Source organism: Paenimyroides ummariense (assembly GCF_900115115.1).
Lineage (GTDB): Bacteria > Bacteroidota > Bacteroidia > Flavobacteriales > Flavobacteriaceae > Flavobacterium > Flavobacterium ummariense.
On record NZ_FOVI01000002.1, the window covers coordinates 239603 to 252901 of the forward strand.

Sequence of the window (13299 nt, forward strand, 5' to 3'; positions counted from 1 at the left end):
TGTGATAAACAAACGGCTTTTAATTAAGAATTTACTGGCTCACCACACCGAAAACAGCTTCTTTGATAAAAAGCAGCAGCTAAACTTACACACTTTAGAAGGAAAAGCCAAATTTTTAAAACATGTTTGTTCTTTATCCAATTCAAACCCGTACAATCAGTCTTTTATTTTGGTGGGAATTGAAGATGAAAAAAATACCATTATGGGTATTGATTTTTACGACGACAGCCATATTCAAAACCTATTGAATGCTTATTTGGAGAATCCGCCACAGATCCAATACGAAAACGTTATTTTTCCGCATCTGGAAAACGGAATGGTGGTTGGGTTGGTTACGATTTATCCGAAGAAAGGAAAATGCTACTTTAAAAAACGCATTTATACGATTGACGAAGGAGCATCGTTTTCGCGCATTGGTAGTATATCGCACCCGGAATATCATACAGCAAAAATAAATAACAGTGAAATTGTCGATAGTATTTTAAAGGCATCGGTTACCAATTTGCAGAATACCATTGACAGTGTTTTGCAGTTTGTTACTAAAACGCACCCCGATATGAAACCGAAATATCATGTTTTTAAAGAATATTTTACGTTGTGCTGGGCGGGTATCGAAAAGGTAAAAAAAGGCGAAGTTTATTTATCTCGGGTTGATATCGAACTAATCAACGAACAAGTAAAAATATTTTATTCGGCATTGGATGAGGTTTCGATCACTTTTAACGACGATGAGTTTATCATTACAGAATACGTGAAAATAGGTTTCCGAAAAAACAACCGATACATTCCGTTCAGTGTTCAGAAAATTATCTTTAGCGATTCTATGACGTATCAAATTACATCGGAAATTATTTTTGAAACGCCCGAAATAGACAAACGTCATTTGTATCATCTGTACAATTATTACACGCTTATTCTAAACAAACTATCGCAACACAAACGCTTGGGTTTAACCGAACAAAACGATCTGCAAAACCTTTGTTATTCGCTAATGTTATGTTATCTTCACGGTTTCAAGAAAGCCAAAGAAGTATTGATCAACCATAAAGAAGTCTTTAAAAATTACAAACAACCTTTTTTATACACCTCTTTTAAAGAAGTAATGCGCATTCTTCGAAAATTAAAATACGAAACACAAAATGAGTAATACATTTGTAATTGGCGATATTCACGGAGGTTTAAAAGCATTGCAGCAGGTTTTAAACCGTGCAAATGTTACTACCAATGATAAGCTGATTTTTTTAGGCGATTATGTTGACGGATGGAGCGAAACACCTGCTGTTCTAGATTTTCTGATTGATTTATCGGCAACCTATTCCTGTGTTTTTATGCAAGGAAATCACGAAGAAATGTTGTTAAAATGGCTAAAGAAAGAAGATGATAACGAACTATGGCGTTTTCATGGCGGCGAAGTTACTGTGCAATCGTATCAGAATATTCCGTTAAGAACTATAGAAAAACATATTTCTTTTCTTGAAAAACTGAACGAATATTACATAGATGACAAAAACCGATTGTTTGTACATGCCGGTTTTACACATTTAAAGGGAGTTGCTTTTGAATATTTTCGTGGTATGTTTTGGTGGGATCGCACTCTTTGGGAAACTGCTATGGCTGTTGATGGCAATTTAAGTGCGGACAATGTACGCTATCCGCAGCGTTTAAAACTCTACAAAGAAATTTACGTGGGACACACGCCGGTTATACGTTTTGGCGCATCGGCGCCCATGAATTTTGCAAATGTTTGGAATGTTGATACAGGGGCAGCCTTTACCGGAAAACTATCCATTTTAAACGTTGATACTAAGGAATACTGGCAAAGCGATTCGCTTCCTGATTTATATCCTGCCGAAAAAGGAAGAAATTAAATACAAAAATTTTTATATTTGTCAAAAATATCATGATTATGAAAAGATTACTTTTAGCAGTTTGCGCTTTAGTGGGCACAGCAAACGCACAGGCACAGGCTTTAAACGAAGTAGAATTAAACATTTTTAATACGATTGTAAACCAATCTGTTGAAATTGGTTACGAGCATTTTATCGATCAAGACCAATCAATCGGAGTAGATTTATTAATTAACGATCGTTTTTCGTACTACGGACAAAACAAAAAAGAAGGAAAATTCAAGCAGTTCAACACCAATGCTATTGCCGTAAACTACAGCTTTTATTTTGGCGGGAAAGAAGGTGAACATGCATCGGGCTTTTACGCACAACCGTTCTTAAAATACCGTTTTGGTGATTACGAACACGATGTAGAAATCGCTAAAAGCGTTTATGAAAGACAAAAAGTAGATATGAATTCATTCATTATCGGAGTAGGAGCAGGATACAAATTGGTTAAAAACGATGCCTTTACAGTTTCACCTTTTGTAAATATTGGTAGAAATTTTAGTCAAGAAGTTTCTGATGAATTTATGGGAGTTGAATTAAATGCAGGTATTAATATTGGTTACCGTTTTTAATAAAAGATAATTATAAAATAAAAAAGCTGTTTCAATTTGAAACAGCTTTTTTTTATTTTACCATATTTTTACGCGGTTTTCCGGTTTAATGTACAACTTGTTTTCTGGTGTAACATTAAAAGCTTCGTACCAAGCATCTAAATTTTGTAAAGGAACGTACGAACGATAAATTCCCGGTGCATGTGGATCGGTCTTAACCTGATTTTTCACATACTCATCACGAGATTTTGTTCTCCAAACGGTTGCCCACGAAATAAAGAAACGTTGTTCCGGAGTAAATCCGTTGATTTTTTCCTGTGGATTGTTCTTTAAGAAAATCTGTAAACCATCGTAAGCAGCGGTAATTCCGCCTAAATCGCCAATGTTTTCTCCTAAAGTAAAATCTCCATCAACATAAATACCGCTGAAAGGTTGCAACGCACTGTATTGTGCTGCCAAGCTTTTTCCTAATTTGGTAAACTGCGTTAAATCGCTTGGTTGCCACCAGTCAACTAAATTACCATCGGCATTGTATCGCGCACCAGAATCATCAAAACCATGCGAAATCTCGTGACCAATTACTGCGCCAATTCCACCATAATTAACTGCTTCGTCTGCTTTGTAATCATAGAATGGCGGTTGTAAAATAGCTGCCGGGAAAACAATTTCGTTATAAGCCGGGTTGTAATACGCGTTTACCATTTGTGGCGGCATACCCCATTTGGTTTTATCAACAGGTTTTCCGTATTCTGCAAAATTCTTTTTAATACCCCATTCGGTAATAGCTTTCATGTTATCGAAATAAGTTCCTTTTTCTGTCGGACTTTTAACAGTAAGTTTTGAATAATCTTCCCATTTGTCAGGATATCCAATTTTAATACTCAATTTCGCCAACTTATCTAATGCACCCTGACGTGTTGCAGGAGCCATCCAAGGAAGGTTTTTAATACGATTTTCGTATGCTTTCACAACGTTTTCAATCATTTCCTTCGCTTTTGCTTTTGCTTCAGCAGGGAATTTTTTCTCTACATATAATTTTCCTAAAGCTTCGCCTAACGAACTGTTTACAATGTTAACTGCACGTTCTTCGATTGGTTTTTGCTTTTGTGCGCCCGATAAAACTTTGCTGAAAAACTCCCAGTTTGCTTTTTCTAATTCAGGAGACAACATAGAAGCGGAACCGTTGATTACGTTCCATGTTAGGTAGGCTTTTAAATCTTCGATAGGTGTAGTTTTAAGCAATTCGTTCATTTTAGCCAATGCTTTTGGCTGAGAAACCACTACGGTATCGATATTCTTTAAACCTGTTTTATCAAAATAAGCCGACCAATTAATGTTTGATGCGATGCTTTGCAGTTTGGTAACAGGCATTGGGTTATAGGTTTTACGATCGTCACGTAACTCTACACGAGTTAATTCTGCTTCAGATATTTTAGTTTCAAACGCTAAAACTTTTGCTGCTTTTGCTGTAGCATCCGCTTCACTATTGCCGACAGCTTTAAGCATACGGGCAACATGTTTTTCGTATTTGTTACGAATTTCTGTTGTTTCGGCATCTTTCAATAAATAATAATCGCGTTCGCCTAATCCGGTTGAAGTTCCGTAGACATAGACCACGTTTTTGTTTGAATCTAACGCATCAGCACTTACATACGTACCGAATAATCCTGTTCCACCTTTAAAAATAGTCGATTGAATCAACGCATTTACATCATCAATCGTTTTAATAGCTGCAATTTGTGCCAAATCAGCTTCGATAGGTTTAATGCCTAAGTTGGCACGCGAAACCGTATCTAAATAGGTTTTGTATAGATTTACCGCTTTGCCTTCATCAGAACTTGATTTTAAATCTTTGTTATTAGCAGCTTCTTTCAGCATGTTCAAAACATCCAAATCGGTATTTTTAGCCAGCTCATCAAAACTACCCCAAGTTGATTTATCTGCAGGAATTTCGGTTTTATCGAACCATTTACCATTTACAAAACGGTAAAAATCATCGCCCGGTTTAACGGTAGTATCCATGTACTGTAAGGCGATACCGTGTGTTTGGTTGTCTGTTTCTGCCTTGTCTTTTTTACAAGACGTTAATGCCAAAACAGCCAGCAAACTTAGTTGCGTTATTTTTTTCATTCGTTAAAAAAGTTAATTTTCTAAAATTAGTATAAAAAAACGGCAATTGTTACATTGCCGTTTAAGATTGTTTTTACCAGATTTTTACTCGATTTTCTGGTGAAACGTATAATTTATCGCCTGGTTTAATGTCGAAAGCTTTGTACCAAGAATCAACATTTTGCAAAGGCACATACGAACGGTACATTCCCGGAGCGTGTGGATCGGTTTTTACCTGATTTTTAATGGCTTCATCGCGCATTTTCGTTCTCCAGATGGTTCCCCACGAAATAAAGAAACGTTGTTCAGGCGTGTATCCGTCGATTAATCCCGGACGACCTTTATCTTTTAAATACAACTGTAATCCGTCGTACGCAGCGTTCACTCCACCTAAATCTCCAATGTTTTCTCCTAACGTAAATTTACCATCTACAAACGTATTCGGTAGCGGTTCTAAAGCCGAGTATTGATCTGCCAAAGCGCCGCCTAATCCTGTAAATTGCTTTAAATCGTCTTCTGTCCACCAGTTCACCAAGTTACCGTCGGCATTGTATCGAGAACCAGAATCATCGAATCCATGCGAAATTTCGTGACCAATTACCGCTCCAATTCCACCAAAATTCACAGCCATATCGGCTTTATAATCGTAAAAAGGTGGTTGCAAAATAGCTGCCGGAAACACAATTTCGTTGTTTGTTGGGTTAAAATACGCGTTTACCGTTTGTGGCGACATACCCCATTTAGTTTTATCTACCGGTTTGCCGTATTCTGCCATGTTTTTAGCAAAACGCCAGCTTGCAACATTTTTCATGTTTTCGTAATAGGTTCCGCCGTTTTCAGGTGCTTTAATTTCAACCTTTGAATAATCTTCCCATTTGTCAGGATATCCGATTTTTACTGTTGATTTACGCAATTTTTCAATCGCTCCCTGACGAGTAGCAGGAGTCATCCAAGGTAGATTGTTGATACGGTTTTCAAACGCCAAGAAAACATAATCGATCATTTCTTTTGCCTTTGCTTTTGCTTCTGGCGGGAATTTCTTTTCAACATACAGTTTACCCAAAGCTTCGCCAACCGTTCCGTTTACAACCTGCAACGCACGCTCTTCAATTGGGCGTTGCGCAATAGCTCCGGTTAAGGTTTTGCTGTAAAAATCAAAATTCGCTTCATCAATCGCAGTGGTTAAAACTCCGGTGTTTTTGTTGATCAACATCCAACGTAAATACGCTTTCAATTCATCTGCACTAGCTGTTTTAAAGATATTTTCTAATGTTTCCATGTATTTTGGCATAGAAACCACAATTTGATCTACATTTTTTAATCCGGCTGCCGATAAATAGTTGTTCCAATTAACTGTTGGAGTTAATTTTTGCAATTCGGCAACCGACATTGGGTTGTAGGTTTTTCTACGATCGCGACGTTCAACACGGTCTAAACGTGCTTCTGCCATTTTAGTTTCTAAAGCAACAACTTGTGCTGCCTGTTTTTTAGCCGATGCTTCATCAATTCCTAAAAATTGCAACATACGGGCAACGTGTACTTCGTATTTCTGCTTTTTATCTTGCGAATCGGCATCTTTAGAAACATAATAATCGCGGTCTGGTAAACCAATACTTCCCGGAGAAACGTAAATAGTGTTTTTGTTAGAATCCATAGCATCTGCACCAACATACAATCCAAAAAAGCCTAAACTGCCTTCGGGCATTTTTTCTTTTAATAATGCAACAACGTCATTAGCATTTTTAATTTTGTTGATTTGATCTAATGTAGATTGAATAGGTGTAATACCTAATTTGTTGCGGGTATCTAAATCCAAATAAGTTTTAAAAACGTTAACTGCTTTCATTTGATCCGATTTTGGATCTAACTTTTTATTGTTAACCGCTTCTTTTAAAATGGTCAACGCATCAATATCGGTATTTTGGCGTAATTCATCAAAACTTCCCCAACGCGTTCTATCGGCAGGAATTTCGGTTTTATCAAACCATTCGCCATTCACATATCTAAAGAAATCATCGCCCGGTTTCACGTTTTTATCCATGTATTCCAAGTTGATTCCGTGACTTTCTGCAGATTTATCTTGTGCCTGTATTGTTGATGTTGCAATCATTAATAAAGTTGCAGGCAAGAATAGAAATTTTTTATTCATATTTGTTGTTAGATCTATTGTTTAAAACAAATATAGGAATTTATAGAAGAAAGATTGCTTTAGAAAGCTATAATCATAGTATAGAAAAGCCTCAAACTATATAATAGTTTAAGGCTTTTTAAAATAAAAATGAATACCATTTGAACAGAAAACAATCTTTAAATTAGTAAAGAGCTGTTAATTGGCGGTCATTTTTTTTAAACAACTTTTTAGATTTACTGATTTGTTAGTAATTGGCGGTAAAATTGAACGAATAGAAAAACCTAATAAAATTCCCCCTCCAATTGTCAAATAATCGCTCTGTTGTTTTATTCCTTCAAAAATTATGAAGATGAATAATAAAATACTTATGAATAAAATTACTTTTTTCATAGTAAGATTGTTTAGTTATTTAACCACAGCATAGTGCTAGAGTTTAATATTGCTATATAAATTAATATAGATTTTTTATCTTCAGGTGTCAAAGTATTATCATTGCTTATAATATTTTGAACTGATAATAAGTATGCTGAAATATTAGAATCCTCTATAGTATTTAAATTCCCATTTATTGTATTAACAATTTCTTTTTGAAAAGCATTTAATCTGAATGAGTTCATAAAATTTTCGTGATTGAAATTGTCCATTACACTATTTTCATTAGCTTTACTTATGATATTTACTAAATTATTTTCATTTTGAATAAAAGCTAATGATATATCTTCTTCATCATAAAAATTATTTGATAACATATAATTTCTTAATTCTGACTCCAAACTATTATTAATTATGTTTGCCTTAATATTATTATCAATTGCATTTTTCATTAATACATTATGGTTTTTACCGAAATGTCCATAAATAAATAACTCATTGTTATCTACCGGTAATTCAATTTCTTCATTTTCAGAAGAAATTTTTTTAGATGTTCTCAAATAAGGTTCTACTGTTAAAGTGGAAAGAAAACCACCCCATAGAGTTCCGTATGGACCAGCGCCTGAAGAAATTAAACCTCCAATTGCATCCGCTATTCCTAACTTAATTGCTTTATTTCTATCTATTGGTTTTTTATTACCATAAGTAGAATAAGTTTCACTTTTCTTTTGAAATGTTTTAGCAGATTGATTAATTTTTTGAACTAAATTATTCTCTTCATTAACAGGAAGAGTTTCAGAATTTTCACAGCTTGTTAATAAAGCTATACTAACGAATAATAACAAAAATTTCTTCATGATAATTATAATTTAAAATTACAATAAAACAAATAATAATTGGTATTGATAGCTATCAATTGCAAATTTAAATACAAAAACAATCTTATTTATCTTAAATTTTTATTAATTTTATTATAAAATATTTTTAAATCACTATTGTCAAAAATAAAAACTAAACGCAATTAAAAGACTGTTTTATAACTTATTTAACCGTTTTTAGCTGAAACGTTTTGTAATTTTGCACAAAATTTTAGTAATGAAGGATCTTTTTTATCGTTACCGCTACTTGTTTTTAACCATTGGTGTATTGTCGGTTATTATTTTGTCGCTATTCTACAATGCCCTGAAACCCGAAAAACAATTGCCAATTTATACGCCTGCTATGGTGAATCCGGAATTGGTTGACAGTTTGGTTCAGCACAAAAACAATAAAATGGAGCATAAAATTGCCGATTTTTCTTTTCAGAACCAAAACAACAAAACCATTACTCAGAAAGATTACGAAAACACTATTTACGTTGCCGATTTCTTTTTTACAACCTGCCCAACTATTTGTCCCATTATGACCGATAATATGGTGTGGCTGCAAGATAAAATTAAAGACATGCCTAACGTAAAGTTATTGTCGTTCTCTGTTACACCTGATATTGATACGCCCGAAGTTTTACGAAAATATGCCGATGAAAAAGGAGTGATAGACAGCAAATGGAACATGGTTACTGGCGATAAAAAGGATATTTATTACTTGGCAAGACAATCGTTTTTGGCGGTAAAGACCGAAACTTCAGGCGAATTGTATGATATGGTACATACCGAAAATTTTATCTTGGTTGATAAAAATGGACGCATTCGCGGGTTTTACGACGGCACCAATTTAGACAAAGACAAAGGCGATAATACCAAAAATATGCAACAACTTTTAGAAGACATTAAATGGTTGAATGAAAAGGATTAATTGTTTTGTATAAATCTCACAGGTCTTTAAAACCAGTGAGGTCTGTGCTTCAAAAAGTTAAAATATTTATAAATGTTAAGAAATTGTAAAGGGGAATTTTCCAAATATTGGGATTTCCCTTTTTTAATGAGTAGATTTGTAATCTAAAATAATTCTAAATAAGAAGTTATGACTCTTGATTTTTTAAAAAAGAGCCAAAAAGGAACCATCATTTATGTAAATGAAGAAAAAGTTCCTTTAAAATTAATTGAAATGGGCTGCTTACCAGGAAATATGGTGGAGGTTTTGCAAATTGCACCTTTATCTGATCCAATCTACATAAAAGTAAACGATTCGTTTTTAAGTATTCGTAAAGATTTAGCAAAAGAAATTGAAGTTGAACTGATATAACATTTAATGAAACAACTAAAAGTAGCGTTAATTGGGAACCCAAATGTAGGTAAAACTTCTGTTTTTAACGCATTAACAGGCTTAAACCAGCACGTTGGGAATTATCCGGGCGTAACCGTGGAACGTAAAGTTGGTACAACAACTTTAGCAAATGATACCAAAGCACATATTATAGATTTGCCGGGTGTTTACTCTGTAAATCCAAGTTCTAAAGACGAAGAAATTGCACTGAAAGCCATTTTTGATGCATCGAACAAAGATTTTCCCGATGTAATTGTGGTGGTTGCCGAAGTAGAAAATTTAAAACGAAACCTGTTGCTTTTTACGCAGGTTAAAGATTTGGGTTTTCCTACAATTTTGGCACTGAACATGGCAGATCAAATGGAAAAGAAAGGAATTTCTATTGATGTGCCCGCATTGGAAAAAGCGTTAGATACCAAAATTGTTCTGATTTCAGCAAGAAAAAAGGAAGGAATTAACGATTTAAAGCAAGCCGTTTTAAATTATACCAAGTACAATACTAATAGCATTTTCGATTTAAAATCGATTGATGAAAACTATTTTACACTGTTAGGGCACCTATATCCAAATGAAAATCCTTACAAAGTTTGGTTAACGCAGACCGGAGTTTTTCAGTTCGAAAAATTAAGTCCGGTTGTTTCAAGTAGTTCAGCGGTTCAGAAATCAGAAAACGAACTGAAAAAGTTACAACAGCGCGAAACCATTAAGCGTTATCAGTTCATTAATGAAATTTTAAAGGATACCTATAGAATCGATACTTCAAAAGCAACGGATATCCGCATGAAGTTCGATCGAATCTTAACGCACAAATTCTGGGGCTACATCATCTTTTTCTTTGTTTTGTTGTTGATTTACGGATCGATCTTTGAACTGGCAGCTTTCCCAATGGATTTTGTTGATGGATTATTTGCCGATTTATCAGCTTGGACAAGCGCAAATCTGCCCGAAGGAAAATTAACCGAATTGCTTGCCGATGGAGTTATTCCCGGTTTGGGCGGTGTATTGATGTTTGTGCCGCAAATTGCCATTTTATTCTTTTTAATATCGATTTTAGAAGAAACCGGTTATATGAGTCGGGCGGTATTTTTAATGGACCGGATCATGAAACCTTTCGGTTTAAGCGGAAAATCTGTCGTTCCGTTAGTATCGGGAACTGCGTGTGCTATTCCGGCAATCATGAGTGCGCGTAACATCGAAAATCCAAAAGAACGATTAATTACCATGCTGGTTACGCCGTTTACAACATGTTCGGCACGTATTCCGGTGTACATTATCATCATATCGCTCATCATTCCAAAAACATATATTTTAGGTTTTGTACCGTTGCAGGCTTTTGTAATGACCATGATGTATGTTTTAGGATTTTTGGCTGCGTTGCTTTCTGGTTGGGTTTTAAGCAAGATTATTAAAGCCGACAGAAAATCGTTTTTTGTAATTGAGATGCCTACGTACAAAGCACCTATTTTAAAGAATGTTTTCTTGAATATGTACGAAAAAGTGGTTTCATACATTGTAGGTGCCGGAAAAATTATTTTGGCGTTATCGGTTATTTTATGGTTTTTAGGATCGCACGGGCCGAGTGATACTTTTGGAAATGCAGAAGAAATGGTTGCCGAAAAACAAATGAACGAACGATTGACCGAAGAAGAACTGGCAAGTGAAATTGCGGGTTATCAGTTAGAGCATTCGTACATAGGAATTATAGGAAGAACCATTGAACCTGTTTTTCGTCCGTTGGGTTATGATTGGAAAATAAGTATCGCCGTTTTAACATCGTTTGCTGCGCGTGAGGTTTTTGTTGGAAATTTAGCAACTTTATACAATTTAGGCGAAGATGCTGCCGAAGACGAAACTAGAATTATTGACAGAATGGCGAATGAAAAACGTGCAGACGGAACATCTGTTTACACCTTTGCAACAGGTATTTCGTTATTACTTTTTTACGCTTTTGCCATGCAGTGTTTATCAACCGTGGGGGTTACAAAAAAAGAAACCAACTCGTGGAAATGGACATTTATACAAATGATTTTTATGACCGGAGTAGCTTATGTTACCGCGTTAATTGCTTATCAACTTTTAAAATAAAGCGTATGCAAAATGTTATTGTTTATATATTGTTGTGCATGGCGGTTGCCTTTTTACTAAAAAAGTTTGTTTTTAAAAAGAAGAGAAAAGGCGGTTGCGGTAATGATAGCAACTGTGGTTGTGGGTAAAAAATATGGTGGATACGGACGTTGAGCCTGTGGAAACGTTTTATATTTCCTGTTTTTCAGCCCAGTTTAATTTTTTTGGAAGATTGATGTTTGATAGTTCAATATGAATAACTCTGCGTTTTTTACTGTTTGTTGTTCTACCTGAACTATGCAATAACAATGGTTTCATAAGCATAACACCGCCTTTGTTAACATTACAAGTTACTTCTTTTTCATTTTCCCAATTGATGGTTTCTGGTCTGTAAATTCCTTTTGAATGAGAGTTCTCTATAACCTTTAGGGCACCGTTTTCTGAATTGGTTTCATCTAAATGAATTCGTAAGGTTACAATATTTTCTAAAACAGAGATTGGAGGTTGAACCGCAAACTGATTTTGCTTTTTAGTCCAATTAACAAAGTTCTCGATTTCTGCTTTTTTATCAACCGAAATCGTCAGATCTTGATGATACGCAACGTACCAGTTTGAATTTTCAGGTTTATCAAAATAGATGCTTTTTACAATGAAATAATCATTCCCCAAAATATTTGATATCAGACGTTGAAGATTATCATTAAAAATGAATGGAAGTATTTCCGGAATTTCTTTCACAACTTGTCTTATTGCAAATAAATCAGCCGTTTTACGAAAGGTAGTATTCGTTTGATCGGCTTTATTAATACACGAAATCATGGAATCGATTTCTGTATCATTATAAATTCCATCAACAATAGAAAAACCTTTGTTGTGAAGACATTCCGGAATCTGATTATTATAAGACATGTTTTATTATTTAGTGTTTTTTATTATTTTAGTTTTATGATACACCTCTTTACAATCTTTCTTCGAAAATATCTTTTTCTCTATTTAGGAGCGAATTTTAGATGCTTTTTTGATTTGCTATATTTTAGAATAAAAGGAGATAAAAGAAAACCCGTAGTGCATTATCCAACGAGATTAATTTTTAATTTGTTGATGTTTCTATTAAACACAAATCTATTCAAATATTGAATAGTGGTAAGTGTTGTAATTTTAGTCAAAATTCTTGTTTTATATCCCTGAAAAGTTTTGGCATAATTCCTTCTTATCATAAACTGGTCACATAGTTGAGAGAATAAAGTCTCAATCCTTTTCCTGTATTTTTTAAAGGGATAAAATTGTGGTTTGTAGTCTTTCTGATTTTTTCTTTTTGGCGTTTCCAATTGTATATTTACCTCCTTAAATAAGTCTAGCTGTATAGTGCTAGAAAGATAGCCCTTATCGGCAAGTATCACACAATCGGATAGTTGCATTTTAATATCTTGTAAATAATGAATATCATGAACCGAAGCAGGAGATAAATCAAAGCTCTGAAAAACACCATTAATTGAACAAACAGCGTGTAATTTATACCCGTAAAAATGTAAGTTTTGAGAGGCACAAAATCCTTTATTTGGAATAGCGTAATCTGTTTCTTTACAAATTTTACTACGTGATGAGCGTGAAATTTTACAAACCTCCAACGGCATACTATCTACTACAAAAAAGGTTTCAAACTCATTAAATTTTTCAACCATTTTCATTCTGATTTCTTCCATAAATGGAAATAGTTTTCTTTTTCTTCTGTTATAAACGCTTCGCTCAATTCTGGATGCAATTTCAAAACCTTTTATGTCTCTAAAAAGTTGATGTTCAGAATCAATCGATTTGAATTCCGCCAAAATCATTAAGCTAATCAATTCTATATCAGATAGCTTTGGCTTTATTGGCTTGAAATACATATTTTCAAATTCTGCTATTTTACGTAATTCGATTAAAATTAATTTGTAACTTGCTTCTAAGTTGCTCATGATTGTATCTGATTGTC

The 13299-nt window shown here is 34.3% G+C and carries 12 protein-coding genes; 6 read left to right on the top strand and 6 right to left on the bottom strand.

Going from position 1 to position 13299, the window contains the following annotated elements; genetic code table 11:
- Nucleotide 1 precedes the first annotated feature (1 nt).
- From BM253_RS02770 to BM253_RS02780, 3 genes are read left to right on the top strand one after another with little or no spacing between them, the layout of a single operon-like run.
- Complete coding sequence (locus tag BM253_RS02770; RefSeq protein ID WP_091518711.1) at nt 2-1147, top strand: DUF5929 domain-containing protein; 1146 nt, start codon at nt 2-4, stop codon at nt 1145-1147.
- Complete coding sequence (locus BM253_RS02775) at nt 1140-1868, top strand: metallophosphoesterase family protein (protein WP_091518715.1); 729 nt, start codon at nt 1140-1142, stop codon at nt 1866-1868. Before BM253_RS02770 ends, BM253_RS02775 begins: the two co-directional genes overlap by 8 nt.
- A gap of 38 nt (nt 1869-1906) precedes the next feature.
- Nucleotides 1907-2467 (top strand): DUF3575 domain-containing protein, encoded by a 561-nt coding sequence (locus BM253_RS02780; protein ID WP_091518718.1) that lies wholly within the window; start codon nt 1907-1909, stop codon nt 2465-2467.
- Nucleotides 2468-2524: 57 nt separating this feature from the next.
- On the opposite strand, the gene BM253_RS02785 is transcribed toward BM253_RS02780, so the two are convergent.
- The 4 genes from BM253_RS02785 to BM253_RS02800 form a co-directional block, all read right to left on the bottom strand.
- Nucleotides 2525-4576, bottom strand: a complete 2052-nt coding sequence (locus BM253_RS02785; RefSeq protein ID WP_091518722.1) for a M13 family metallopeptidase — start codon at nt 4574-4576, stop codon at nt 2525-2527.
- Nucleotides 4577-4649: 73 nt separating this feature from the next.
- The gene (locus tag BM253_RS02790; RefSeq protein WP_091518725.1) at nt 4650-6704 is read right to left on the bottom strand and encodes a M13 family metallopeptidase; all 2055 of its coding nucleotides are present in this window, start codon (nt 6702-6704) and stop codon (nt 4650-4652) included.
- A 177-nt stretch (nt 6705-6881) separates the two neighbouring features.
- Nucleotides 6882-7076 (bottom strand): hypothetical protein, encoded by a 195-nt coding sequence (locus BM253_RS02795; protein ID WP_091518729.1) that lies wholly within the window; start codon nt 7074-7076, stop codon nt 6882-6884.
- Nucleotides 7077-7087: 11 nt separating this feature from the next.
- Nucleotides 7088-7915, bottom strand: coding sequence for a hypothetical protein (locus tag BM253_RS02800; protein WP_091518733.1), 828 nt, complete (start codon nt 7913-7915; stop codon nt 7088-7090).
- A 238-nt stretch (nt 7916-8153) separates the two neighbouring features.
- Here BM253_RS02800 and BM253_RS02805 point away from each other — a divergent pair, with 238 nt between their 5' ends.
- From BM253_RS02805 to feoB, 3 genes are all read left to right on the top strand, one after another.
- Nucleotides 8154-8852 carry an SCO family protein gene (locus BM253_RS02805; protein WP_091518736.1) on the top strand — a complete coding sequence of 233 codons (699 nt, stop codon included), beginning with the start codon at nt 8154-8156 and terminating at the stop codon, nt 8850-8852.
- A gap of 168 nt (nt 8853-9020) precedes the next feature.
- The gene (locus tag BM253_RS02810) at nt 9021-9242 is read left to right on the top strand and encodes a FeoA family protein (protein ID WP_091518739.1); all 222 of its coding nucleotides are present in this window, start codon (nt 9021-9023) and stop codon (nt 9240-9242) included.
- Between the two features lie 6 nt (nt 9243-9248).
- Complete coding sequence (gene feoB, locus BM253_RS02815) at nt 9249-11348, top strand: ferrous iron transport protein B (RefSeq protein ID WP_091518743.1); 2100 nt, start codon at nt 9249-9251, stop codon at nt 11346-11348.
- A 168-nt stretch (nt 11349-11516) separates the two neighbouring features.
- Here the strand turns inward: feoB and BM253_RS02825 are convergent, their stop codons facing one another.
- The gene (locus BM253_RS02825) at nt 11517-12236 is read right to left on the bottom strand and encodes a phytanoyl-CoA dioxygenase family protein (RefSeq protein WP_091518749.1); all 720 of its coding nucleotides are present in this window, start codon (nt 12234-12236) and stop codon (nt 11517-11519) included.
- Between the two features lie 161 nt (nt 12237-12397).
- Nucleotides 12398-13282 (bottom strand): IS982 family transposase, encoded by an 885-nt coding sequence (locus BM253_RS02830; RefSeq protein ID WP_091518752.1) that lies wholly within the window; start codon nt 13280-13282, stop codon nt 12398-12400.
- Nucleotides 13283-13299 lie beyond the last annotated feature (17 nt).

Excerpts from the sequence above, each read along its gene's own strand:
- BM253_RS02775 (WP_091518715.1), top strand. The coding sequence starts at position 1,140 with ATGAGTAATACATTTGTAATTGGCGATATTCACGGAGGTTTAAAAGCA.
- BM253_RS02800 (WP_091518733.1), bottom strand. The coding sequence starts at position 7,915 with ATGAAGAAATTTTTGTTATTATTCGTTAGTATAGCTTTATTAACAAGC.
- BM253_RS02790 (WP_091518725.1), bottom strand. The coding sequence starts at position 6,704 with ATGAATAAAAAATTTCTATTCTTGCCTGCAACTTTATTAATGATTGCA.
- BM253_RS02825 (WP_091518749.1), bottom strand. The coding sequence starts at position 12,236 with ATGTCTTATAATAATCAGATTCCGGAATGTCTTCACAACAAAGGTTTT.
- BM253_RS02795 (WP_091518729.1), bottom strand. The coding sequence starts at position 7,076 with ATGAAAAAAGTAATTTTATTCATAAGTATTTTATTATTCATCTTCATA.
- BM253_RS02810 (WP_091518739.1), top strand. The coding sequence starts at position 9,021 with ATGACTCTTGATTTTTTAAAAAAGAGCCAAAAAGGAACCATCATTTAT.
- BM253_RS02785 (WP_091518722.1), bottom strand. The coding sequence starts at position 4,576 with ATGAAAAAAATAACGCAACTAAGTTTGCTGGCTGTTTTGGCATTAACG.
- feoB (WP_091518743.1), top strand. The coding sequence starts at position 9,249 with ATGAAACAACTAAAAGTAGCGTTAATTGGGAACCCAAATGTAGGTAAA.
- BM253_RS02780 (WP_091518718.1), top strand. The coding sequence starts at position 1,907 with ATGAAAAGATTACTTTTAGCAGTTTGCGCTTTAGTGGGCACAGCAAAC.
- BM253_RS02805 (WP_091518736.1), top strand. The coding sequence starts at position 8,154 with ATGAAGGATCTTTTTTATCGTTACCGCTACTTGTTTTTAACCATTGGT.
- BM253_RS02830 (WP_091518752.1), bottom strand. The coding sequence starts at position 13,282 with ATGAGCAACTTAGAAGCAAGTTACAAATTAATTTTAATCGAATTACGT.